The organism is Nocardiopsis sp. CA-288880 (assembly GCF_050955985.1).
In the GTDB taxonomy this organism is placed as follows: Bacteria; Actinomycetota; Actinomycetes; order Streptosporangiales; family Streptosporangiaceae; genus Nocardiopsis; species Nocardiopsis tropica.
Genome location: NZ_CP192105.1, coordinates 2,527,811 through 2,552,864, shown reverse-complemented (window position 1 = coordinate 2,552,864; position 25,054 = coordinate 2,527,811). Strand labels below are relative to the sequence as shown.

At 69.7% G+C, this 25,054-nt stretch carries 15 protein-coding genes; 8 read left to right on the top strand and 7 right to left on the bottom strand.

Features of this window, described 5'->3' with window-relative positions:
* Window positions 1–30: 30 nt before the first annotated feature.
* Entirely contained in the window at window positions 31–2,862 is a 2,832-nt protein-coding gene (locus ACQPYD_RS10950) for an AfsR/SARP family transcriptional regulator (protein WP_433700874.1), read from the bottom strand.
* 861 nt (window positions 2,863–3,723) lie between these two features.
* On the opposite strand from ACQPYD_RS10950, the gene ACQPYD_RS10945 reads away from it, so the two are divergent.
* Entirely contained in the window at window positions 3,724–5,544 is a 1,821-nt protein-coding gene (locus tag ACQPYD_RS10945) for a BCCT family transporter (RefSeq protein ID WP_433700873.1), read from the top strand.
* Window positions 5,545–6,113: 569 nt separating this feature from the next.
* Here ACQPYD_RS10945 and ACQPYD_RS10940 read toward each other — a convergent pair.
* The 3 genes from ACQPYD_RS10940 to ACQPYD_RS10930 are packed head-to-tail and all read right to left on the bottom strand — an operon-like array spanning window position 6,114 to window position 9,288.
* Window positions 6,114–8,252, bottom strand: a complete 2,139-nt coding sequence (locus ACQPYD_RS10940; protein ID WP_433700872.1) for a UvrD-helicase domain-containing protein — start codon at window positions 8,250–8,252, stop codon at window positions 6,114–6,116.
* Between the two features lie 44 nt (window positions 8,253–8,296).
* Window positions 8,297–8,533, bottom strand: a complete 237-nt coding sequence (locus ACQPYD_RS10935; RefSeq protein ID WP_344177831.1) for a hypothetical protein — start codon at window positions 8,531–8,533, stop codon at window positions 8,297–8,299.
* On the bottom strand, window positions 8,530–9,288 hold the full coding sequence (locus ACQPYD_RS10930) for a serine/threonine protein kinase (RefSeq protein WP_433700871.1): 759 nt from the start codon (window positions 9,286–9,288) through the stop codon (window positions 8,530–8,532). The genes ACQPYD_RS10935 and ACQPYD_RS10930 overlap by 4 nt, the downstream gene beginning before the upstream one ends.
* A gap of 76 nt (window positions 9,289–9,364) precedes the next feature.
* Here ACQPYD_RS10930 and ACQPYD_RS10925 point away from each other — a divergent pair, with 76 nt between their 5' ends.
* On the top strand, window positions 9,365–9,964 hold the full coding sequence (locus ACQPYD_RS10925; protein WP_433700870.1) for a hypothetical protein: 600 nt from the start codon (window positions 9,365–9,367) through the stop codon (window positions 9,962–9,964).
* A gap of 171 nt (window positions 9,965–10,135) precedes the next feature.
* On the opposite strand, the gene ACQPYD_RS10920 is transcribed toward ACQPYD_RS10925, so the two are convergent.
* Window positions 10,136–10,603, bottom strand: a complete 468-nt coding sequence (locus ACQPYD_RS10920) for an NUDIX hydrolase (protein WP_433700869.1) — start codon at window positions 10,601–10,603, stop codon at window positions 10,136–10,138.
* Between the two features lie 8 nt (window positions 10,604–10,611).
* Window positions 10,612–11,358 carry a helix-turn-helix domain-containing protein gene (locus tag ACQPYD_RS10915; RefSeq protein WP_330156268.1) on the bottom strand — a complete coding sequence of 249 codons (747 nt, stop codon included), beginning with the start codon at window positions 11,356–11,358 and terminating at the stop codon, window positions 10,612–10,614.
* Between the two features lie 154 nt (window positions 11,359–11,512).
* On the opposite strand from ACQPYD_RS10915, the gene ACQPYD_RS10910 reads away from it, so the two are divergent.
* The 4 genes from ACQPYD_RS10910 to ACQPYD_RS10895 are packed head-to-tail and all read left to right on the top strand — an operon-like array spanning window position 11,513 to window position 14,517.
* Window positions 11,513–11,689, top strand: coding sequence for a hypothetical protein (locus ACQPYD_RS10910; protein WP_330156267.1), 177 nt, complete (start codon window positions 11,513–11,515; stop codon window positions 11,687–11,689).
* Window positions 11,690–11,699: 10 nt separating this feature from the next.
* Window positions 11,700–12,920, top strand: coding sequence for a JmjC domain-containing protein (locus ACQPYD_RS10905; protein ID WP_433700868.1), 1,221 nt, complete (start codon window positions 11,700–11,702; stop codon window positions 12,918–12,920).
* A complete protein-coding gene (locus tag ACQPYD_RS10900) occupies window positions 12,917–13,648 on the top strand; it encodes an aldo/keto reductase (RefSeq protein ID WP_433700867.1) in 732 nt (243 codons plus the stop codon). Before ACQPYD_RS10905 ends, ACQPYD_RS10900 begins: the two co-directional genes overlap by 4 nt.
* Entirely contained in the window at window positions 13,645–14,517 is an 873-nt protein-coding gene (locus tag ACQPYD_RS10895; protein ID WP_433700866.1) for an aminoglycoside phosphotransferase, read from the top strand. Before ACQPYD_RS10900 ends, ACQPYD_RS10895 begins: the two co-directional genes overlap by 4 nt.
* Window positions 14,518–14,608: 91 nt before the next feature.
* On the opposite strand, the gene ACQPYD_RS10890 is transcribed toward ACQPYD_RS10895, so the two are convergent.
* Complete coding sequence (locus tag ACQPYD_RS10890) at window positions 14,609–16,789, bottom strand: N-6 DNA methylase (protein ID WP_433700865.1); 2,181 nt, start codon at window positions 16,787–16,789, stop codon at window positions 14,609–14,611.
* Between the two features lie 132 nt (window positions 16,790–16,921).
* Between ACQPYD_RS10890 and ACQPYD_RS10885 the strand changes: the two genes are divergently transcribed.
* Both ACQPYD_RS10885 and ACQPYD_RS10880 read left to right on the top strand, forming a co-directional pair.
* A complete protein-coding gene (locus ACQPYD_RS10885) occupies window positions 16,922–20,332 on the top strand; it encodes a hypothetical protein (RefSeq protein ID WP_433700864.1) in 3,411 nt (1,136 codons plus the stop codon).
* A complete protein-coding gene (locus tag ACQPYD_RS10880) occupies window positions 20,329–25,017 on the top strand; it encodes a DEAD/DEAH box helicase (protein WP_433700863.1) in 4,689 nt (1,562 codons plus the stop codon). Before ACQPYD_RS10885 ends, ACQPYD_RS10880 begins: the two co-directional genes overlap by 4 nt.
* Window positions 25,018–25,054 lie beyond the last annotated feature (37 nt).

The following is a 25,054-nucleotide window of genomic DNA, read 5'->3' as shown; positions in this document are numbered from 1 at the left end:
CGCGCCCCGGGCACGGGCGACCCGGGAGGATCACCGCAGCTCGCGGAGCCTCTCCTCGATCTCCAGTGCCTGTTCCGTGCGGTGCTGTTCGCGGTAGAGCTTCAGCGCCTGTGTCCATGCCTCGCGTGCGGGGCCCGGCTCGCCGAGGGCCAGGTGCGCCTTCGCCAGGCCGCTGAGGGTGTTCGCCTCCTCGTAGGAGTCCCGCAGGGCGCGGTGCACCGGAAGGGATTCGTGGTAGTGCTCGACGGCTTCTTCGTGGCGGCCCGCCCGGGTGGCGATGTAGCCCAGGCTGTCCAGGCAGGCCGCCTCCCCCACCTTGTAGCCGAGGTCGCGGCTGGCCTTGAGCGCGTCCTGGCAATGGGACCGGGCGCTCTCGTAATGGCCGAACTGGGCCAGGGTCCAGCCCAGGTTGTTGAGCGCGCTGGTCTCCCACGTGGCGTTGCCGACACGGCGGTAGAGCTCCAGGGAGCGTGCCGCGTTCTCCAGCGCCATCTCCTCGTCGCGGATGTGCAGCCCGAAGCGTGTGTAGATCTGGTGCGTGTGGGCCTGGTTGAGCAGGTCCCCGGACTCCTCGAACTGGGCGACCGCCCGCGCGAGGTGCTCCAGGGGCTCCTCCCCCCGGTGATCGGCCTGGATGAGGGCGGTCGCCAGGCCCCGGTGGGCCATCGCCCGCAGGGTCGGGGCGTCCGGCCCCTCGACCCTGGTCGCCGCGTCCAGGCCGACGCGCCTGTTGCCGACGAAGTCGTCGACGTCCCCCCAGCGCCGCAGGAAGGTGTGCGTGTCCCAAGCGAGCCGCCACACCTCGCGGTGGAGGCCGAGGTCCTGTGCGAGGCGCATGACGGCGGGCAGCAGGGAGCGCTCGGTGGTGAACCACGCCAGTGCGTCGGCCTCCCCCGTGAGCTCGTAGGCGCGTGCGCGCTCCCCGGTCGGCTCCACGACCGCGTCCGACAGGATCTCCTGGGGCGCCAGCAGGTGCTTCCCCAGAGCCGCGGTGCGGACGAAGAAGTCGACCAGCGCGGACAGGCCCTCGCGGCGTTCCTCCTCGGACCGGTCCCGCTCGGTCCGCTCCCTGCCGTGGAGGCGGACGAGGTCGTGGAGCTGGTAGCGCCCGGGCATCGGCTGCTCGACGAGATGGGCCGACCCCAGGGTGCGCAGCAGTTGCCTGGTCCGGGCGCGTGTGAGCCCGGCGAGCGCCGCCGCGGCCGGAACCCCCATGTCCTGCGCGGGCGCCGCGCTGAGCAGGCCCAGCAGCCGGGCCGCGGGTTCGGGGAGGGCCCGGTAGGAGGCGTCGAGGACGCTGCGCAGGGACGTGTCGAAATCACCCGTGTCCAGGGCGTCGAGCGTGCTCTCGGCCTCCCCCAGCTCGGACGCGAGTTCGGCGAGCGGCAGGTGGGGGCTGCCGGCGGCGTGGGCGGCGGTGATGGCCAGGGCGAGGGGCAGCCGCCCGCAGCCGGCGACGATGGTGTCCACCGCCTCCGGTTCCCTGGCCACCCGGCGCTCCCCGACGCGGGCCGTCAGCAGTTGGCGCGCCTCGGCGGAGGTGAGCGGGTCGAGGGCGACGACGCGGACGCCCCCGGTGGTGAGCAGGCCGCTGAGCCGCTCGCGGCTGGTGACCACGACGGTACAGGAGGCCGACCCGGGGATGAGGGGGCGGACCTGTTCGGCGTCGCGCGCGTTGTCCAGCAGGATCAGCATCCGTTTGTGGGCGACGATGCTGCGGTAGAGGCCGAACCGCGCCTCGGCACTGGACGGGACGGCCTGCTGGTCCACCCCGAGGGCCGTGAGGAAGTCGTGGACGGCGGTCTGCGGTTTCGTGGCGGGCGCGCTCGGGGCGAAGCCGTGCAGGTTCACGTACAGCTGGCCGTCGGGGAAGCGGTCGAGGTTGTCGTGCGCCCAGCGCAGCGCCAGCGAGGTCTTGCCGACCCCGCCCAGACCGCAGACCACGGTGACCGGCAGCGCCCCGGGGGCCTGCGTGTCGTCGAGGAAGGCCATCTCCCTCCGGCGCCCGGCCAGCAGCGGCGGAGGCGGCGGCAGCTGCATGGGCAGGGGCGGGGGCGCCGGAGCCGGCCGTGCGCCGGGGTCCGGCGCGGACGCGTCCGACACGTCGTGCGCGTCCAGGGCCGGGTCCGCGTGCAGGATCTTGCGGTGCAGTTCCTTGAGCTCCGCGCCGGGATCGGTCCCCATCGCCTCGGAGAGCATCCTCCTGATGCGCTCGTAGTGTTCCAGCGCCTGCGCGGCGCGCCCCTCCCGGTACAGGGTGAGCATGAGCTGGCCGATCAGGCGCTCGTCGAGCGGGTGCCGCTGTGCGAGGTCGGAGAGGTCGCCCAGGAGTTCGGACTGCCGTCCGTGACGGAGGAGCAGGTCGTTGCGGTCCAATTCGGTCCGGAAGCGTTCGAGCCGGAGCCTTTCCCGTAACTCGTTGACCCACGTACTGTCCAGGCTCCCGAACGCGTCGGCCCGCCAAAGGCGCAGCGCCTCCTCGAACAGGGCCAGGGCGGATTCGCCGTTCGCCGAATTCCGCGCCCTCGCGGCGATCTCACGGAAACGGTACAGGTCGATTACAGAATTCGCATCGTCGTCGAGTTTGAGGATGTAGCCGCCGGGCCGCCGATCGACCGTGATCCCGTCGACCGCGCCCAGCGCGGAGCGGAGCCGGGAGACGTAGCTGTACAGCGAGGAGCGGGCCCCGTCGGGAGGGCGCGGGCCCCAGACCCGGTCGATGAGCTGGTCGACCGTGACCAGGCGGCCGGCGTCGACCAGCAGCCCGACGAACACGAACTGCCGCCTCATGTGCCCGAGATCGACGGGGCGCCCGTCGATCCGCATCTCGATGTCGCCGAGTACAGAGATCTCGACCGTCAACGCCACTCCCGGATTGGAACGAAAGGGGACGACCCATACCCGTGGTACGCGGGAGCACAGCAGTACCTTGGACCCCAGGAGTGTACTCCCGGAAGTTCGTTCCAAAACCCTTTGCGGAAGGCACTTTTTCCACGGATTTCCCGGCGGGGGTTGATCGTGGTTCCCGGCGAACAGGCGGACCGCCGCGGCCATGGCTCAACCAGTGGAAAGGGTCACGGTGAGAACAACTCCACGTGTCCTTTGATCCGATGACCGGCCGTTCTCTTCGAGGAGGATATGGCCGTCCCCCCGGGACGACCGCACCACCTGCGCGCGGATATCGACCCCGCTGCCGGCGGCCTTGCCGCCGTCCGGTGGCCCGCACCCGAAATCCCGTCGCGCAGAGCGAAGTTCTCGTGCGGGTCTTCCGTGCCGAATACCCCGCTTGCTTGTCCGAGTCGGTCGGAGGCGGAGGCGTCGTCAGGTTCCGGGTTCGTGCTTCCGCCTCCCCGCGTGATCCCGCGGCGGCCGTGCGTCCCCGTCGGGACAACCGGACCACCGACACGTTCAGGCGGTCGGACGAGGTGTGCGTGGCCGCACGCCGGCACCGCCCGGGCACCCCGGACACAGCACCAGGAGCCGGGTGTCCCTGCGCCGCGGTCGTCGTAACAGCGCGTACACGCCACTGCGCGTCGGGCGACCCTGGCCGCACCGTCGTCGTTAGGGTGTGCACAGATCTCCGGACGTTCCGGTTCTTCTCGGTCGATGAACCCTGTGTCGGAGACCTCCCTATTTTCGGGCTCGGACATGCCGAACAACGCTCAGGCGGGGTAGGAGACACATCCGGCTTCGATACAAGCCTTGGTTCAAAGAAAGGATCACATGCTGACCCGTTTGCACGACGTCCTACGGTTGCGGACCTCGCCGCCGATTTTCTTCGGCTCGGCCGGTGTGATCATCGCGTTCGTGCTCGTCACGATCATCTTCACCGAGCCGCTGGACGCAGCCGTCACCGTCGCCTCGGAGTGGCTGTACACCAACCTGGGCTGGTTCTACATCCTCGGCCTCACCCTGTTCCTGGTTTTTCTGATCTACATCGCCCTCGGCAGATTCGGGCGGGTGAAACTGGGCCCCCACGACGAGGTTCCCGAGCATTCCGGGCCGGCCTGGTTCGCCATGCTCTTCGCCGCCGGCATCGGTAGCATCCTGATGTTCTGGGGTGTGGCCGAACCCATCAGCCATTTCGGCGACCCGCCCCGGGGCCCCTCTCTGGGTATCGAACCGGGAACGGCAGAAGCCGCCTCGGACGCGATGAACTTCACGTTCTACCATTTCACCCTGCACACCTGGACGATCTTCACCCTGCCGGCCCTGTGCTTCGCCTACTTCATCCACAAGCGGAATCTGCCGCCGCGTGTCAGCTCGATCTTCCAGCCGATTCTCGGCGAGCGGATCCACGGTCCCATCGGCGTCTTCATCGACGTCGTCTCCATCGTCGGCACGGTCTTCGGCGTCGCGGTCTCCCTCGGCCTGGGCGCCCTGCAGATCAACAGCGGGATCCACCGCGTGCTGGGCGTCCCGGAGAGCGCCGTCTGGCAACTGGTCATCATCGGCGTCGTCGGCGGGGTCGCGATGATCTCCGTCGCGTTGGGCCTGGACCGCGGTATCAAGGTCCTGTCCAACGTGAACATCTGGCTGGCCGTGGGCGTACTGGTGTTCATCCTGTTCACGGGTTCCACCCTGTTCGTGCTCCGGGGCACCATCGAGTCGCTGGGCCGTTACGTGATGAACCTGCCCGAGTTGGCCCTGTGGAACGACACCTTCGCCAACACCGGATGGCAGACCGAGTGGACGGTGTTCTACTGGGCCTGGACCATCAGCTGGTCGCCGTTCGTGGGGATCTTCATCGCCCGGATCTCCAAGGGCCGCACCATCCGCCAGTTCGTCTCCGGGGTGCTGCTCGTTCCGGCCGGCTTCTCGGTGCTGTGGTTCGGCGTCTTCGGGTTCTCCGCCTTCGACATCGAACTCAACCGCGGGGGCGGCCTGGTCGAGAGCGTCGTGGACCAGGGGGACGTCCCCGGGGCGCTGTTCGCGTTCCTGGAGCACTACCCGGCCCCGACGCTCCTCTCGGTCATCGCCATCATCCTGGTGGTGGTCTTCTTCATCACCTCGGTGGACTCCGCGGCACTGGTGACGGACACGATGGCCAACGGCCACGAGGACTTCAACCCGCTGGGCCAGCGCATCTTCTGGGCCGTCGCCATCGCCGTGGTGACCGCCACCCTGCTGGTGTTCTCCGGGTCCGGCGGCCTGGAGGCGCTCGAGAAGATCATCGTCCTCGTCGGCCTCCCGTTCTTCGTGATGGGCTACTTCCAGATGTACGCGATGCACCGGGCCCTGCGTGAGGACGCCGGAGAGCTGCCCGCGATGCGGACACGCACCTGGAAGAAGGTCCTGCCCCCGGAGGAGTACGAACGCCGCCAGGACGAGGACGAGCACGACACCTCGGAGACCGTCGTCGAGCCCGAAGCCGTCGATGAGCCGCCCGTTCTGCGCGACCCCTACGTCGACCAGGACCATCCGACCGGGACGCCCGGCACACTGCCGGCACGCACCGGTTCGGCGAAGCTCCCCGGCCGCCGGCCGAAACGGACCACCCGGCCGCCGCGGTCCGACCGCCCGGACCGGGAGGAGCCCGAGTAGGCGGGGTCCCGGAGGTCGTCCCGTGCCGGGTGTGAGGTGCCGTCCCCGCCGCGTTCACGAGCAGCGAGGATGGCAGGGCCTCGACCGTCTCGCGTAGTTCGGGTATCCGATCGGGATCCACCCAGAACTGCTGCCAGACGCTTTCCTTGCGTCCTTGACCCGCTCCTCACACCCGGGCAAGGCGCCGCCGTCCCTCCACGAGGGCCGCAGCCTTCCGCGCCCGGGCGTCGCTGATTTCCACGTCGTCAAGCCCTCTTCAGATACGACACGGAGAGGAGGCAGCCCGTTGTGGTGGACGTGCCTGTGGGGCGGCATGCCACGAGCCTGCAGGAATCCCACCGGTATGGCTCCTGAACCGCACAAGAGGCATTGAGGTGCACACGGCCGGTCCGACCACTGGCCGGTGCTCGTCCCCCACTGTCCGAGCGCGCACCACCGGGCGCCACTGCCCGGTCTTTCCTGCGAACAAGCCGACTCTTCCCCCTGCGAGCCCTCACCCGAAGTCATCCGGGAGAACCAAGATGACTCCGGGGAGGGGGCGGGGGTCGCTTCATCTCCTCTTCATCGGCTCAGGCGATACCGGCCTCGAGCAGGAAGGGGCTCGGTTTTCCATGCCATGAGACGTGCAGGTGGTCCCGGGCCCTGGTGCAGACCACGAAGAGCAGGCACCGCTCCGCCATCAGATCCGTCCTGTGCTGGAGCGGGTCCACCTCCTCCGGGGTGATCGCCTTGGGGTTGGGAACCGCCCTGTCGGTGACCGCCACCGCCGCGACGCACCGGAACTCCAGTCCCTTGAGCGAGTGCATCGTGCCCACGCGCACGCCCGGGGTGTCGTCGCCGGCCCCGCGCAGCTCGCACGCCTCGATCCCGGCGGCGGTGAGCACGGAGACCGCCCTCTTGCCCATCCACTTGAACCGGACGGCGACCGCCACCGAGGACGGTTCGATCCCGGCGCCGAGCCACTCCCGGACCTTGGCCACCAGGGCGTCCAACTCGTCCTCCAGGCCGGCGGCGGCGTGCGTGGTGGGCCGGGGCCCCTGGAGCGCCGATCGGTATCCGGCGAGGGACTCGGTGCCGCCGTCAGCCAGGGCTTCCACCTTCTCCCCGTTCAACAGCGGACTCGACCAGGAGAGGATCTGCTGGGTGCTGCGGTAGTTGCGGCGCAGCCGCTGGGAACGGCCCACCACGTTGACACCGAGAGTTTTGAGGGAGACCTTGGCGTCGTAGATGCGCTGGTGGGGGTCGCCCGCGATGAACAGGTCGTCGGGCTTGGGGGCCACGGCGGCGCGCAGCAGCCGCCACTGCGCCGGGTGCAGGTCCTGGGCCTCGTCCACGACCACATGCCGGTACAGCGGCCCCTTCTCCTCCAGGATCCGGGCGGCCAGGTCGCAGCCGCGCAGGTGGGTCTGCACCCCGTCGGCGTCCAGGGCTTCGGTGAACGCGGTGACCGCCCGCCACACCGTCTGCCTCTGGGAGGCGTTCAGCGGACGGCCCCGGCCGCCGCGCGCGGCCTTCTGGTACTCCTCCAGGGTGTCCAGACGCTGCGCCAGGAGGACGTGGCGGTACTCCTGGGCCAGGAACTCGGCGGTCCAGTCCAGCTCCAGCAGCTCGGCGACGGTCCGCCAGCGCTCCAACTCCTTGGCGTCCGTGATGAAGTGCGGGGACTTCCCTCCGGCAGCCTCCGTGAGAACCCTACTGGCCTGGGCGTTGACGGTCGTGATGTCCAGCATGTCGAGGTGGCGGGGGTCGTTCACGAGCTGCCCGACCCCGGCGCCCAGCGCGTCGGCGAGCGCGTTGGTGAAGGTGGTGAACAGCAGCCGGTCGCCGGGGCGGGCGTAGGAGAGCAGGTGTTTGATCCGGTGCATGGCCACCACCGTCTTCCCGGTGCCGGGGCCGCCGGTGACCTGGAAGCTGCCCGGGTAGCTGGCCTTGTAGGCGACCTTGCGCTGCGCCGGGTGCAGGAAGGTGCGCCAGACGGCGAAGGGCTGGGAGAGGATCTCCTCCAACTCGTCCAGCCCGGAGACCAGCTTGATACGGGTGGGGGTGTTGCGGATGGCGGTGTCCAGGTCGTGGTCCGCTCCCCCTGCGGGCCGGTGCGCGACGACGTCGCGCCAGATCTCCGCCACCGAGAACCCCGCAGCGAGGTATTGGAGCACCTCGCTCTGGTCCTCGGGCAGGACCGGGACGACGTCGACCAGCGCGTCCGCGTCCACGACGGTGCGCGCCGCCCGCAGCACCTTGTCCTCGATGCCCAGGGTCTTCAGGTCCCCGTCGGAGACCTTGGCGAACAGCCGCTGTTCGGGAGCGGTGGGAGCCGCGCGCTCCTCCAGGCCGGGGGTGAGGCGCTCCAGTCCCTCGGCGTCCCAGACCTCCAGCGCGCCGGTGAGCTGGTTGACGCCCGCGTCCTGTTTGTTCGCCCAGTCATAGGCCGGATCGTGGTTCATGACCTTGAGCAGCACGTAGCTGTCGCCGCTCTCGGGGGCCAGGACAACGCCCCGGTAGAAGTTGTCCACCTTGAACGTGTAGATATTGCGGTTGCGCCGTGCCTTCGGCGGTTTGAAGTTGAGGCCCTTGTCCGCTTTGAGCTCAGCGGGGGTGAGAAGACCGAACTTCTCCATGGCGAGGCGGACGTTCTTCCGAGCGCTCGGGGGGAGTTCGTCGTACTCACCGCTCTTGAAGAACTGGTCGCCCAAGGCGAGCTGAGGCATGGGTCAGGGCTCCTTCCACGGGGGTGGAGGTCGAAGGGGGCACATCACGGGGACGGGGGTTGTCCCGACGGTGTGCCGCGTCCGCGCAACCGGTCCAGCATCTCCGCCACCTGGAGTGCCTCGGGGGCCTGGGGTCCGTACTGCGCGCGCAGGTCAGCGTACAGCGCGTGAAGTTCACGCGCCGCCTGCCCGGTGTCGCCGGAGCGCAGCCGCCACATGGCGATCGCCTGGCGCAGGTCGAGCGCGTCGTCGGAGCGCTCTCCGCCGACGGCTCTGATCACGGGTGAGGACCTCCTCGGCGGTGTGCAGGGCTCGGGTGGTCCGGAAGGGCGCGTCCGGCGTCGTCACTGAGAACCAGGGCGGTGGCGCGCAGCAAGCGCAGTTCGACGACCTGTGCGGACTCGCTGCCCAGCGCTGCCGGCGCCGGGTCGATGACGTCGTCGAGGACGCCTACGGCCTGGGCGAAACGGTCCTCGTCGATGAGTTCCTGCGCGTGGCGGTCGGCCTCGGCCAGCTCTCCGGGTGCCATTCCCGGGATCACGCTGCCCGTCGGCTCGACCAGGGTGGGCGGCAGCGGCTGGGTCGGAGCAGGTGCGGGTGTCTTGGGGCGGGGCGCCATGGGTCGCCGGTAGGGGCGGGTGGGGTCTGGCAGTGCCCCTGGCGGCAGGGGCTTGTCGGGGGTGGCGGGACCGGTCTGGGGAAGGTGGGGAACGAGCCGGTCGTAGACCTCCTGCGCTGAGGCGGGGCGGGCTTCGGAGTCCTTGGCCAGCAGGCCGGTGACCAGTTGGTCCAGGTCGGCCGACAGGTCCGGGCGGTGCAAGGAGGGGGGCTTGGGTTCCTCCTCCACGTGGGCGCGCTGGAGCCTGAAGGGGGTGTAGTCGGCGGAGAAGACAGGCTGATGGGTGAGTGCCTCGTACAGGATGCAGCCCAGGGAGTACAGGTCGCTGCGCGGGTCGACCCCGCCGGCCAGGACCTGTTCCGGGGGCATGCAGGCGCGGGTGCCGAGCTGCCTGCCGGTCATGGTGATCCGGGTCATGTCGGTGCGCCCACGCGAAACGCATCGCTCACGTGCCGCTCACTTTTGGTCGTGACCCACTGACATACTGTCGGCCATGTCTTCCCCTTCCTCCCCTTCCCCCGCCATGTCCCCCGGCTCCCCGCAGGCTCCGCGCGGGCGTCGCCTGCGTGGCGGCTACGTCGCGAGCCTGGTCTCCGCGCTCGTCACGCTGGTGGTCTTCGGGGTCCTGCTCGCGCTGGGCCCCTGGGTACGTCACCCCGCACCGGACTTCATCAGCGAGGTGGGCACGAACCTGGAGGTCCAACTTGAGGTCGATGAGGAGGACCTCGACGTCATCGGGGTCTACGGTCTGTCGTTCGATGGCACCTGTTCGTTCACCACCCCCTCCGGATCCCCGGGGATGAGCCAACGTCGCCATGTGCGCAGCGTCGACTACGGGGCCGAGGAGTGGCATCTGGTCCAGACCCTGGAGGTCACCGAGAGCGGCACCTACGACGTCAGTTGCGACAACAGGAACACCGAGTTCGGCCTCGCCTCCACGTACGTGGCCGACAGTGCCGGAATGCGGCAGTTCACCTGGGCGGTCATCTGGATCTCCCTGCCCGTCCTGGGGTTGGCCACCACAGTGACCATCGCCGTGGTCACCCGGGTGCGCGACCGCCGGGAGAAGGTCGCCGCGTCGGGACGCCACTGACCCACACGTGGAAGTCCCTGGGGTCCGCCGGTGCACGGACCCCTTTGTGTGTGCTGGTGGTGGGCCGAAGGAGGCTCACCCGTCTTCGTGGAGGGGTCCTGGGAACGGGCCGGCCCTGTCGTTGCCAACCAGCGTGAAAACGTCACCCGAGGCGTCCCCGTGCAACGGGGATCAGCCCGCGTGGGGGGCGCCCCCAGCCAGCGCGTGTTCCACGCGCAGTCGCTGGGTGTGGTGCATCTCCAGCCCCGCCACCTCCTCGGGACCGAACCAGCGGACCTCGTGGGACTCATCGCTCACCGCCAGGCGACCGCTGACAACCCGGGCCCGGAAGCACACGTTGAACTGGCGGCGCACCTCACCGTCGCTGTAGGCGATGATGTGCCGCGCGTCGGTGTAGGTGCCCACCAACCCGGTCACCTCCACCTCATAGCCGGTCTCCTCGCGCACCTCCCGCACGGCCGCCTCCGGAAGGCTCTCGGTCATCTCCATCGCTCCGCCCGGCATCGCCCACAGCCCGTTGTCCACCCGTCGCTGCAACAGCAAGCGGCCCTCGTCGTCGACGACGGCCGCACTGGCCGCGACCACCAGACTGTTGGGAACGGGAGCCTCAGGGTCGTCGTAGTACTCGGTACGGGCCATGTGCTGATTCACTCCTCAAGGGGTAGGGCGGTACACCATACGGCGTCCATACTGGCGGCATAGGCGTCGAACAGCCCTTGAGGAGCCGTGCGTTTGAGCCGCAACAGCGGGTTGCCGTAGGCGTTGACCCCGTACAGGTGCGTGTTGACGTACATGTGGTCATCGGCTCGGTAGAGCGAGTTGTACAACGTCGTGGAATGCACCCTCACCGAGATTCCCGGGGCTGTTGTCAGAGGCCGGTAGTGCATCGCGGCCAGGTGGCATCGGGACTGTATGCCGTGGCCGAAGCTCTCCTCCTCACCACGCACACGCACGGCCTCGCAGTCGGGATCCCCGATGAGCACACGCACATGGACATCGTCTTCGGCCCTGTCCCTGAGCAGGTCGTTCCATCCGGAAATCTGTTCGTGGAGGAACAGAGCCGCGTAGACCAGGATGTCGATCGACCTCTCAGCAGCCGCGAACATGCCCCGCCACTGCTCGGCTGGCACGTCGGAGCGTTGCCGGTGAACAGCCACCAGGTCCTCATCCGTGTCCGCCGCTCCTTTGGTCCGCCGTTCCAGGGAGGGCCAGAGTTCGCGGGCGTCCGCACCGAGCACACACGCCACCGCGTGTGCGTTGCGGCGGTGGGGCACTCGTCCGGTGCTGATCCAGCGGGCCACGGTCTTGGGGTCGGTGCCCACGTGTTCGGCGAGGGAGGCCACCGTGTGTCCGGACTGTTCCAGGCGGACGCGAAGCCGTTCGTTGGGGGGCATAGGGACGTTTCTACCGCACCGGGACGTCTTTCGAGGCGTCCTTCGTGCGGTAGCGACGTCCCAGGGACCTGGAAAGACTGGCACCACCTGAGATTCCCCTCTCAGCCGTCCAGGGCTGCTTCCTGGGCGGGAACCTCGCAGAAGGGAAAGTCGCATGGGCGACCTTTCGCACACTGATGCCGCCACCGAGAACGACGGACTCCTCCTCCTGGTCGAGCAGGTGGGTGTGGCCCACGACCGCCACCGTTCGGAGCACTCCGACATCACCAGCTCGCAGAACTCGGCCGGGGACGACGGTGAGAACCGTGACCTGAACCTGCCCAAGGAATAGGAGCACGTCCATGGAGCACCGGCTTGTCACCGGAATCGAGAAGGCGCTCGGTTGGGAAGGCCCGTCGGCGGTGGGGACCGCGTTCGCCCGTGGAACCCTGGCCGACGACGCACTGCTCGAACGACTGATGACCCCCTACCGGCTGATGGAGACCATCCAACGCCGCCACCTGTCCAGTCCGCAACTGCGCTGTTACTCCAAGGGGCAGGAGCTTCACCCCTCCAGTTACCTCTCCACCGCCGTCAACCGCCGCCGACAGGCAGTACAGCAGGCGGACATGGCCGCGCTGGGTGTCATCCTGAACAACGACGGCACCATCGTGCTCGACAGCGTCGACACCTTCGACCCAACCATGGAGGTCGCCTGCCGAGCGCTGGGATGGTGGTCCGGGGAACTCGTCTCCGTCAACTGTTACCTGGCTGTGGGCGACACCCCGGGTTTCCATCTGCACTGGGACGATCACGACGTCATCGCCGTACAGCTCTCGGGCGAGAAGTCCTGGCAGGTTCGTGGGCCCTCACGGCCATCGCCCATGTATCGGGACGCCGAACAGAACCTGGAGCCGTCCGAAGAGGTCGTCTGGGAGGGGACGATGTCCGCCGGGGACATCATGCACATCCCGCGGGGCTGGTGGCACACCGCGACCCGGGTCGGTTCCGGCAACCAGGGGCACTCCCTGCACGCGACGTTCGGCATCACCAAGCGAACCGGTGTCACGTGGGCGAACTTCCTCTCGGACGCAGTGCGAGCGGACGAGGGTTTTCGCTCCGACCTGGAGAGCGCCCGTGGTCCCATCGACGACGAAGGGCTGTTGACCAGGCTCTCCGAGACGGCACGCGCGAACCCGCCCTCGAACTATCTCGGCCAGCTCCGGGCAAACACGCCACCCCAACGACACATGCCCCTGGTGCACTCCTTCGGGCCCCTGGCCGGAACGGACGTGGTCGCGGTCACCGAGTTCCCGCCCGTCCTCGCCGTCGACGACACGGCGGTCCGGGTGACCGGCGGCGGGAAGAAGCTCACCTTCCACACGCGCGTCGAACCGGCGCTGCGTGCCCTGTTGTCGGGCCACCCGGTTCGCCTTAAGGAGGAGAACAACGACCTCCGGACCGTGGCCGCGCATCTGATCGAGGAGGGCCTGTGTGCTCCGATGACCGAAGGACTGTCCTGGGGCTATACCGGTCTGGTCCCGACCGTGACCTGCTCGGACGGGCCCTTGAACTCGGTGTGACCTGGTTGGACACCGCCTTCAACTACCAGAGGTTCGCCGCTCACCGGTCGCTGGCGGATACGGCCGGGGATCTGCTCGCCTCCTTCGAGGTCAGCACGAAGGTCGGATTCTTCCCTGACGGGCACGACCTGTCCCCGGAACGGCTGAGGGCAGCGGTGCGGAAGATACCCGAAGAGCTCGGGTGTGTTCCAAGCACCGTGCTTCTACACAATCCCGAATGCTCGGCCGATGGCTTCGAAGAGGCCTGCACGACCTTGTCGGAGATGCGCGACGCGGGGTACTGCCGTGCGTGGGGGTTCTCCTCCTGGGACCCCCGATCGCTGGCTGACCGTGACTTGCCGGTTCCACGGCCGGATGTGGTCATGATCCGCGCGGGCCTGAGTGTTCCAGCTCCGGTGCTGGATGCCGCCGGGCGGCTCGTGAGACGGGTTGGTGCCCGAGCGGTGTGGGGGATGGCGCCCTTCGGTGGCGATGCGGCCGGTCCCCTCTGGTCGGAAATCGACACCTCGCTGTTCCTCGCACCCGGGCAGCAGGCCAGCCGCGTCCAGGCGGGGGTGGCGGCGGCCTGGGTCGTCCCGGTCGTCGAAAGGCTGGCCGTGGGTACCTCTTCGCCCACGCATCTGGAGGAGATCGTGCAAGCTGAGTCCCTGACCGTCTCGACCAGCACGGTCGACCGCTACCGCGCGCTGTTGCGTCGTAGAGCAGAAAGGGCCGACACAGCATCATGACCTCCCAGGACAGCACCCCGCCGGCCGTGTTGGACAACCTGGCGACCGTGGACATCGACCACGTGGTGGATCAGGCCGAACAGCGGCTGGGTCGTCGGCTGTGCCGTGAGGGTGCCCACTACAGCCGGTTCAACGGCACCGCAGGGTTTCGCAGCGACGCCGACACCTGGGTGCGCCTGTCCTGGAGGCGCCGCACACGCCTCCACGTCCCCTCCTGGACCGGGACCGAAGAAGCGGCGGCAGTCATCCACGGGGTCCCCAAACCCGTGTGGATCGCTGCCGCCACCTGGTCCGACCCCGGTCATGGTGTGGTCTGGAAGGTCGAGGAAACCTCTCTGGCCCCTGCCAGTGCAGTGTCGACCACTGCTGAGATCGTCAGCGACCCGCACCTGCCTGAGTCTTGGTGGACCAGTCTGGGGGCTGGGCTGGCCGAACTCGCCGTGCACACGACGGACCGTGTGGCCCTGAACCAGATGCACCTGACTGGACGTGTGCACGAGATCTACGGCACCGACGTCAACACACGGATTCCGGACGGTGAATGGGCCTGTGCCCATGGCGATCTCGGATACGCGAACCTGACCGGACCCACGCTGGTTCTGTTGGACTGGGAGAGCTGGGGGATGGCACCGATCGGGTGGGACGCCGCCTGCCTGTGGTCGGCTTCGCTCGGCGTCCCCGAGGTCGCGGACAAGGTGGTCGAGGAGTTCACAGAGCCGTTGGCCACCAAGAGCGGACTTCTGTGTCGGTTGCTGCTGTGTGCCAACGTCGCTCGGGTCGGCAGACGGGTGGGGAGGGATCTGCCGATGACCGAAGTCATGGCCTCGACCGCTGACATGCTCATGGCTGAACTCGCGAACCTGCCCTGATCCGCTCCGGAGGACGGCTCCTGGTACGTGCTGTTGTTCACCGGGGTTCTTCCGAAGGGGTGTGTCCGAGAGGTGCGGGGCGGGGTGTGTCTCAAGTCTGGCCGATGTGTGGAAGCTCCGTGTCCTGTTCGGCGGGGGGCGGGGACGGCGGCGCCAGCAGCCCGGACCGCAACCCGCTGGACAGGCGCTCGCCCAGGTCCGCCGCCACCTCCTGAGCACGCCGCAGTTCGGCCCGGAAGTCGTGCAGCTCACGGAACGCGGCGCCGTAGCGTCTCTGCTCGTCCAGCGACAGCAGGGGCAGCCGCAGCCGCCGCAGATCGACCCGGACGATGGTCGAGCCCTGCCCGGCGCGGCGCAGGTTGTCCTCATCGTCCAGGAACCCGGCCAGGAACCACGTGTCGATGTGCGCCGGGTCCGGTCTGAGCAGGTGCAGGTTCAGCCCCAGGAGCGCCCCGGCGTCGGTGTCGGTGGCGACCCGGGCCCGGGACAGGTCCCTCCGGGCGAGTGTGGAGGGTGCGACGACGTCACCAGCTCGGATCTCCACCCGTGTGTCCGGTTCCCCGGCGTCCCCGGCGTTTCCAGCACCCCCGGAGCCTCCTGTGTCCCCCGAGCCCTCGGCCAGGCGGCCGCTCGGCTCCCTGTCGCCGAGGACGTCGCCCAGGGTCAGCACCCGAGGGCCAGTCCCCTCTGCCTCCTCCTCCGAGGAGGTCAGCCCGGACGCCGCCGTCGGGGCCCGGTGCAGGACCAGCGCGCCGGAACGGGCGAGGTCGGCGACGGTCACCATCCGCCACTCCTCGGCCGCCCGCTCGCCCCAGTCCTGCCCTGGCACGGTGGAACATGCGCGCTCCAGAGCGCGGAGGGTTCTTCGCCGCACCTTGCCCGCCCGTATCCGCGCCTCCTCGGCGTTCACCTCGGGCACGGCCAGCGGCAGGTGGCGGCCGGGGGTGAGGTCGACGGAGTCGTCGAGCAGTTCGATCACGGACACGGTCCGGCAGAAGCCGGGGACGTCCTCGGCCCCGCCCGGTTCGTCGAGGAAGGTCCGCCAGGTGTCGCCGACGGCCCCGCGCGCCTTCTCCCACTCGATGGGACGGCGCCCGTCCCCGTCTCCCTCCGTTGTCTCACCGGTGCCGATCGCGGTGTCGACGAACAGCACCCGGGGTTCCGCAGCCATTGAGGCGGGCTGTTCCAGCACCCACAGGTGCAGTCCGACATGGACGGGCGCCGCGGCTCCCACGGGCAGCCCGACGACGGCCCGCAGCGCACCCCGCCGGAGCAGTTCCCGGCGGATGCGCCGGCCCGAGGGCCGGGAGGCGGCTGCCGGAGGCATGAGCACCACGACCCGGCCGCCGGGGCGGGTGTGGGCCAGGCAGTGCTGGATCCAGGCGAGCTCGGACTCGACGCGGGGCGGCACCCCGTAGGCCCAGCGCTCGTCGTAGGCGAGCTGTTCGATCCCCCAGGCCTTCTGGTTGAAGGGCGGGTTGCACAGCACCGCGTCGAAGAGGCGCCCGGCGAAGGCGTCGTCGATCAGCGAGTCGCCCTCGGCGATCCCACCGGGTGCGCCGGTGGACACCATCCCCACCCGCGCGCGGGCCAGGTGCGCGGTGGACACCGCCCTCTCCTGCCCGTACAGGCCGACCGCGCCCTCCTCCGCGGCCGTTCTCAGGAGTGTGCCGGTTCCGCAGGCTGGGTCGAACACCTCGGCACCGCGCACCCCGGCCAGGTCGGCCATCAGGCGGGACAGCGGCTCAGGGGTGATGTGCGCCTTGCCGCCCAGTGCGGCCAGGTAGGCGTCATGCAGGTGTTCGGAGAGTTCACGGGCGCGCTCCGGTGTCGGGGCCGCCTCCCGTACGGCATGGATGAGACCGGGCCCGTCCGGGTGCGCGGCCAGCCGTGCCTGCACCGCGTCGCCCGTTGCTTCCCCCGCCATGCCTGCGGCCGCGGTGCCGTCCCGGGGCGGACCGGCGGCACCGCCCCGAAACAGGCGGAGCAACATCTCCTGGACACCGGCCACCACATCTCCCAGGTCTCCGCCCCGCGCGGCGACGGCGCGCACCCGTTCCCAGACGCGCTCGTGGGGTTCCCGCTCGGGCAGTCGACCGCCACCGGCGAGCCATGCCTCCACCTGGGCCCGGTCGAACAGCGATCGGTTCCCGCTCCCCCCGACGGGTTGCGGGAAGTTTCCGTGGCGCCTGCGCCAGTTGCTGACCGTGGTCCGGCTCACCTGTGCGATCCGTGCGATGTCGGCCGCAGTGACCTGTGAGGTCTCCACCATCAAGGGCCTCCTCTCGTGATCTGAGGACAGTACACCACAAGGATTTGCGGGTTGACAATGTTTTCACGTTACTTCTATGTTGACTGCATCGGAGATAATACGCAGCGCCAACGACACCCCCTGGAGCCGGCGATGTCCATGCCCCTGCCTCTGCCCTTCGAGCAGGAGGAGCCCCCGGCCAATGCCACGAAGGTCACCCCCGAGCAGCTGCTCAATATCCGTGAATCCGAGTGGCGTCCCCGCCTGGAATCGGTCTCCCTCGTCTCCGAGGCCCCGTTCAACCAGCGGGAACTCGACCAGGCCGCACGGGCTCTGGGCAAGGTCTTCAGCACCCAGCTCGACGTGTACCAGAAGGCCGCCCTTCACCGGTGGCCCGCCTGTACCGCCGCGGTCACCGTCGGCACCGCCACCAGCCGCTACGGCAGCGGTACCTTCTGGCCGCCGTTGTGGAAGACCACCGGGGTGTCCTCGGCCCGGCAGGAAAGCGGAGCGTGGGGGGACAATTTCCTGCGCGCGCTGGAGATCCTGGGTCTGGACGCCTTCCCCGGCATGAACCACAAGTACGTCGGACCGATCCTCATGCACTCGGGCATCCCCACGTACTGTCTGGGAGACCTCTTCGACCTGCTGCTGCACCGTGCCGCCGTCGCCCCGGGCTCCGACGCGCACGGATTCCACCAGTGGGCCGTCTCGGGCCACCATCGCCTGAAGGACCTGGACATCCCGGCCCAGCGCTTCATCTTCTCGGGCGGTGACTACGCCCTGGAGACCATCGAGCGGTGCACGCACCTGCTCGACGCCCTCCGAGAGGATCCCTCCGCGAGCGCCCGCGACGTGGGACTGCCCGGGCGCTTCCAGCAGCCCGCCCAGGAGGCGCTGGACCGGGCGGCCTCCCGCGGTACGCTCCCCAAGCACGAGGCCTCCGGTGCCGCCCGCCCGCGCGTCACGCGACCGCGCATCCACCTGGATCCCTTTGTCCACGGCGTACACGTCGTCCTGCCCACGGTCGAGGACGGCGACAACCTGGACGTGCTGTGGGAGGTCACCACCGACGACGGGACCCGCACCGTGCGCGCTCACCGCCGCTGGGGGACGGGGGCGGCCGAGCAGACCGTGTTCGCCCTGCCCCGCCCCACCCGTACCGTGAGCGTGACCGCGCAGGGGGTGGGATCGCGTGAACAGCTGGCCCTCATCGACCCGGCGGACCCACTGCTGATCTTCGACGACTCAGGCGCCCTGGTGAGCACCGACCTCGCGCTGCCGCCCGGACCGGTCTGGGTACTCCACCCGACCGCGCACGCGCTCGCCCGGGCCGAGGCCGTGGAGGACCTCGGCGAGTTCGACGTGCCCTACGGCTGGGAGGGCTGGACACTGCTCCGTGCGCGTCTGAGCCGCAACGACTGGATCCGGCTCGCGGACGGGCCCTCCCACCACGTACAGGGCCGGGAGAGGCCCCGGTTGGAGCTGCCGGCACCGGTCACCGGTGTGACCACTCCGCACGGAGCTCCGGTGTACGCCGAACTGCCCGTCGTGGTAATGCCCGAGGCGGAGGGCGCGCCGGTGGACTGGCTGGTGGAGACCCGGTCGGTGGAGGAGGGACGCCTGGTCTCCCGCACCCGTGCGCGGTCCGGTGACCGCCTTCGGCTGTTCGAGGACCTGCCCTCCCCCGTCGTGGGCTCGTTCATGGTGCACGTCCGGGGCCCGCTGGGCCGCGGTCTGAGCCGACAGGTCACCGTCGCCGAGGGACTGGCGGCGCGGCACACGCCGGACGTACGCGTGCTCGACACACGCGGGCTGATCCGTGCCGAGACGCACCTGACAGCTCCGGAGGGTGCGGAGGCCGCTCCTCACCACCTGCGCTTCGGCCACGACGAGCCGGCGCACCCGGTATCGGTTCGCGCCGGGACGTCGGTGCTCCCCCTCGTCGTGGAGCCTCCGCACATCCGCCTGCTGACCACAGGAGAACGGTCCCCGCAGTGGCGCGCCGAACCGCTCCGCCTGGACTGCGAGTCCGTATCGGAGGCGGGCGACCTGCTCGTCCGCGTGCCCGAGGACGGAGTCCGGCCCGGCCCGCTGTGCGTGCTGCACGGTGACGACGTCGTCCAGTGGGTGAGCGCCAATGCCACCCTGGGAACGAACACCCATCGCTATCCGCTCGGGCAGGTCGTCGAGACGGCCGCCGCACGGCGCCATCTGCGGCTGCTGATCGGCCACGGCACGACACCGGTCCCCGTCGCCGTCGTGCGCCCCCGGCGGCTGGCCGGCGGCGCCGAGCTTCGGGACGGAATCGTCGAACTCGACGGCTTCGCCGGTATCGAGGACGTCAGCGCGGCCGTGTACTCGTACGGCGCACCGTGGCGGCCCCCTGTGGTCCTGCCCGTCTCCACCGACGGGCACATCCGGCTTCCGCAGGAACTGCACGATACGGGGCGCATGCGCCTCCTTCTCGCCGTCGACGACCCGTGGTCGGTTACCGACTGGCCGCACTGGCCGACCATCAGCGACCCGAACGTGCTGTCCTGCGAAGCCCACGGCCGCCCCGCGGGCTCCGACCCGGACGAGGAGCGGTTGTGCGCCGCTTTCGCGACCGGTGCCGGTCTGGACACCCTCTCCCTCACCCACGACAACGCCGTGCGACTGTGGCGGGTGCTGGGCTCCTCGGACCTCCTGATCAGGTCGGGTGTGCCCAGGGAGCGGGTCGACGCCTGTGCCGCGGCACTGGGCAACACCCCGCTGCCGGCGCTCCTGGCACACGGCAGCGCCGAACTGTCCGCCGCGAAGAGCGTGTGGGCGCTGGTCGTCGGAGGGCTCGCAGCCGTGCCCGCGGGCGAGCGCGTTCCCACCCGGCAGGCAGCGGAACTGTGGCACCGCCTGCCCGCCGCCGCTGCCCTGGCCACCAGCAACCTCATGCCCCTGGTCGATGCCGCGTCCGCCGACCCCGACCACGTCGAACTCCTGGAGCAGATGGAGCAGCAGTGCGGTTCCATCGCCGCGGACCTCCTACGGGGCGCTCCGGACCCGGCCTCGGGCTCGGGCAGGTTCGACGCCAACACCGAGCACCTGGCCCGCATGCCCGAGGACCAGGTCACCGCGATCTGGCAGGCTGCGCGGGTCGTGCCGCGCGCCCTGCTCGACGAGGACTCGCGTACGCAGGCCGCCCTGGCGCTGTTCACCGCACGGAACCAGTCCGAACTGCACCGCATGAGGCGCGACGCCTCGGATATCACCTCTGCCGTACTCCACCTGGTCAAGCGGTTGCAAGAGCCCTATCGACGCCGGGCCCTGGCCCTGTTGGAGCCGCGCCACGCGCCGGGCGCCGCCCGATGGCGCAACCTGCCCGCCGCCTCGCTCGCCCTGGCTCTGGCTGCCCGGCTGGCCGCACGGGGAGAGCCCTCGTTCACCTCCCTCGTCCGGAGTCAGCGGGCTGTCTGGGGGGACCTCGCCCGGTGTGCGCCCGACCTGGTCCGCATCGACATCGTCCTGGCCGAACTCACCCTCGCCGGGGCCGAGCGCGCACACTTCACCAAGGAGCACACCCGATGACCTCCCAGATCGACCCCATCGACGTGAGCGCGATGATCAGCGGTGGCTACCGCCGCTACCTGCGTTCACTGCTGCCGGTGCGCGACACCGCGCTCGCCGAGGCCCTCGCCGACCAGATCACCGACAGCCCCCTGCTGAGCAAGGGACCGCTGCTGGAGGCCACCCCCTCCTACGAGACCGGGCGTACGCCGCGCGAACTCATCACCGAGGGGGTCCTCTCCCCCGGGTTCGGCTCGCTCTCAGGTCCCGCTGTCCACCTGGACCGGCCGCTGTACACGCACCAGGAGGAGGCCATCCGCAAGGCACGCGAAGGCCGCAACCTCGTGGTGGCCACCGGAACCGGGTCGGGCAAGACCGAGAGCTTCCTCCTGCCGATCCTCAACGAGCTCGAGGCCCAGCACGAACGCGGAGAACTCGGTCCGGGTGTCCGGGCCATCCTGCTGTACCCGATGAACGCACTCGCCAACGACCAGCTCAAGCGGTTGCGCGAGACCCTGCTGGCACACAGCCCCCACATCACCTTCGGCCGTTACACCGGGGAGACCAAGGAGACCGAGCGGCAGGCGCTGGACTCCTTCCGTGCCCTGCACCCGGGCCGCGACCCCCTCCCCAACGAACTCCTCAGCCGTGAACACATGAGGCGGAACCCGCCCCACCTCCTTCTCACCAACTACGCGATGCTGGAGTACCTGCTGCTCCGTCCCGCCGATCTGGACCTGTTCGAGGGCGAGCACGCCGGCCACTGGCGGTTCATCGCCCTGGACGAGGCCCACGTCTACGACGGTGCCAAGGCCGCCGAACTGGCCATGCTCCTGCGCAGGCTGCGCGACCGCGTCGCCCCGGGGCAGGCGCTCCAGTGCATCGCGACCAGCGCTACCGTCGGCGACGACCCCGGGGCGGTGACGACCTTCGCCCAACGGCTCTTCGACGCCCCGTTCATGTGGGACGACGGCGATCCCGCGCAACAGGACCTGATCCGGGCCACCCACCGGGACACCGTGCCCGACTCCACGTGGGGGCCGTTGTCCGCCCTCGACTACCAGGCCGTCCGCAGAGCCGACGATCCGGGCCTGGCTCTGCGAGGAGCGGCCTCGCAGCACGGTGCGAAGGGCACCGACCCCTTCACCCTCCTGGCCGGGGAGCGACGGATCCAGCACCTGCGGGTTCTCCTGGCCCGGGGCGGGCCCCGGCCCCTCGACGAGCTGGCAGAGGAGCTGTTCGAGGCCGTCCCCGGGACCGAAGGGCCGGGCGGGGAACTCACCGCAGCCGACCGCCTGCGGGTGCTGACCGACCTGGTCGCGCTGGCGAGTGCGATCCGCGACGCGGACGGCAATCCGCTCCTGTCTGCCCGCTACCACCTGTTCACCCGTGCCACCGACGGCGCGTTCACGTGTTTGACCGAGCAGGGCCCGCACGTGTCGCTGGCCCGCCACGAGACGTGTCCCGCCTGTTCGGCGTCCGCGTTCGAGGTCGGATCCTGCAAGCGCTGCGGTGACCTGTACCTGGTCGGCAGCATCGAGGCCTACGGGTCCGGGCTGAGGCTGCTGCCGCAGAGCCCCCACCAGAAGGCCCCCGACTGGCTGCACCTGGGCAGCACCCCGATCACCCTCGACGACGATGACGACACCCTGGAGGCCCCGCACAAGATCAACCCGCAGACCCGTTACCTGTGCGTCGGCTGCGGCACGCTGTCGGAGTCGCCGACCGGTGCGTGCGCGGTCGAATGCACAGACCGGTCCCTGCGGGAAGGCCGCCTGATCAAGACCCGGGGTGACCGGGCCGCCCGGTGCCTGAGCTGTGGTGCACTCGGCACCCACACCCTTCGCCGGTTCGAGAGCGGCAACGACGCCTCCGCCGCGGTCGTGGCCACGGCGCTGTACCAGGCCCTGCCCGAGGACGCCGACGACAGGGTCGCCGACCAGCCGGGAGGCGGCCGCAAACTCCTGATGTTCAACGACAGCCGCCAGTCCGCGGCCTTCTTCGCCCCCTACCTGGAGGGCAGCTACCAGCTGTTCCAGCGTCGGCGGCTCATCCTGGACGGGATGATGGAGATCCACGACCCCGATGATGATCTCCGGGTGGACGACCTCGTCGACGCGACCGCGCGGACCGCGAAGAACGCGGGCCAGTTCGACCGCAAGGTGTCCAGGCGTCAGCGCACGGCGACGGTCGCTCCCTGGGTGATGAGCGAGCTGGTCAGCACCGACGACCGCCAGTCGTTGGAGGGACGCGGCCTCCTGCGGGTCGGCATGACCCGCCCCGAGGGCGTGAAGCTGCCCCCGGCCTTCACCAGCCGCCTCGGGCTGGCCGAGAACGAGGTGTGGGACCTGTTCGGGGAGTTGGTGCGCACGCTGCGCCAGCAGGGTGCGCTGACCATGCCCGAGGACGTCGCCGCCGACGACGAAGTGTTCGCTCCCCGGCTGGGCCCCGTCTATGTGCGCCAGACCGGGGCGGACCGTACACGCAAGGTGATCAGCTGGCTGCCGACCTCGGGACAGAACCGCCGGCTGAACTACCTGCGCCGGGTACTGGAGCGGTTGGAAGCGACCGCGAACCCGGTGATGGTGCTGGAGAAGGTCTGGGAGCTGCTCAGGTCCACGTCCGAGGGGTGGCTCGTCCCGTCCGAGGTCCGGGGCCTCGGGACCGTCTTCCAGGTGGACCACGAGGGACTGGAACTGTCCCTGGTGACTCCGGAGACCACCCCCTACCAGTGCGATGCCTGCCGACGTCTGCACCCGGTGTCGGTGCGCGGTGTGTGCCCGACCATGAACTGCCCCGGGACTCTGCATCCCTACGAGATCCCGGACCCGGACAAGGACACGGATCACTACCGTCACCTCTACCGAACGTTGAACCCGGTCCCGCTCTCCGCGCAGGAGCACACCGCCCAGTGGTCGGCCCAGGAGGCGGCGCGCATCCAGCAGGAGTTCGTCAAGGGCCGCGTCAACGCCCTCTCGTGCTCGACGACGTTCGAGCTCGGTGTGGACGTCGGCGAACTCCAGTCGGTGTTCATGCGCAACATGCCGCCCACCACCGCGAACTACGTGCAGCGGGCGGGCAGGGCCGGGCGGAGGTCCGACTCGGCGGCGCTGGTGGTCACCTACGCGCAGCGCCGCTCCCACGACCTGTTCCGCTACCAGGAACCGGAGAAGATGATCTCCGGGGAGGTGCGGGCGCCCTACGTCCCGCTCGCCAACGTCCGGATCGACCGGCGGCACGCCCACTCGGTGGCGCTGGCAGCGTTCTTCCGCCACTGGTTCCAGGAGACCGGTGAGTCCTGGGGCGCCGTCGGCCAGTTCTTCCTGGGCGGCACCGAGGGCGGTCGGGCCCCTGTCACCCGGGTGAGGGAGTACCTGTCCCCCGTGCCCGAGCATGTCACCGACGCCCTGCGGCGAATCCTTCCGGAGGAGATCGCCGAGGAGATCGACGTCGAAGGCGGGGGCTGGGTCCACGGACTCACCGAACTCCTGGAAACCCTGCGTCTGGAGATCGATCAGGACGTGGCGGATTTCGAACGCCGCCGGGTGGAGGCATTCGAGGCCCGCAGGGACGCTTTGGCGGAGCGGTTCGGCAAGACCATCAACACGGTGGTGAAGAGGCCGCTCCTGGGTTTCCTCGCGACCCGCAATGTGCTGCCGAAGTACGGCTTCCCGGTGGACACGGTCGAACTGCGCACGCACCACTCCGGGGAACCGGTCGGCAGGAGGCTGGAGCTGGCCCGGGACCTGAGTTCGGCCATCTACGAGTACGCCCCGGGGGGTTCCATCATCGCGGGCGGGAAGAAGTGGACCTCTGCGGGGGTCTACCGCCTCCCCGGACGGGAGCTGCACCCTCACCACTACCGTGTGTGCACGGCCTGCGGCTACTACGACGAGTCCAAGGACCCCCTCGACGGCGTGTGCCGGGCCTGCGGAGTGGTGGCCCGGGGCGGACGGACCAAGTACATCGTCCCCGAGTTCGGCTTTGTCGCGGGCGCCTCCGTGCAACCGGCCGGAACGACACCGCCGCAGCGATCCTGGCACGGTTTCACGAGCGTGCTCAGGCTCGCCGCTGAACCAGAGGACCACGTCTGGCCGCTGCCGGGCGGCGGCGAGGTCCTGTGCAGGGCGGGGAGCCGAGGTGAGCTGGTGGCCATCTCCGACGGCCCCGCAGGACAGGGGTACCGGATCTGCGGCTGGTGCGGTTGGGGGACGGGGACGGCGAGCGGCAAGGTGCCGACCGAACATGCCAACCCTCTGAAGGGGTCCTCGTGCTCGGGTCCGCTCTCACACTTGTCCCTCGCCCACCGGTACGAGACCGACATCGTGGAGATCTCCTTCGGAGGCCGTCTCGACATCGGGCGCAGCCCTGACCAGACCCGCTACTCCCTGCTGTACGCGCTGCTCGAAGGAGCCTCCTCGGCTCTGGACATCAGCCGTGACGACATCGACGGTGCGACCTTCAGGCGGGCCGCAGGCACAATGGCACTGGTTCTGTTCGACACGGTCCCCGGAGGCGCAGGAGGCGCCACCCGCATCGCGTCGGCCTTCCCCGAGGTCCTCGAAGCCGCCCGGGCGCGGGTCGGCTCCTGTGACTGCGGCTCCGAGACGTCCTGCTACGGCTGCCTGCGCAACTACCGCAACCAGCACTTCCACGACCGCTTGCGGCGGGACGCGGCCCTGCACGCACTGGATGCCCTGCTCTGATCGCACCTGCGTGACCCGGCGCGCGGCCCCGGTGAGG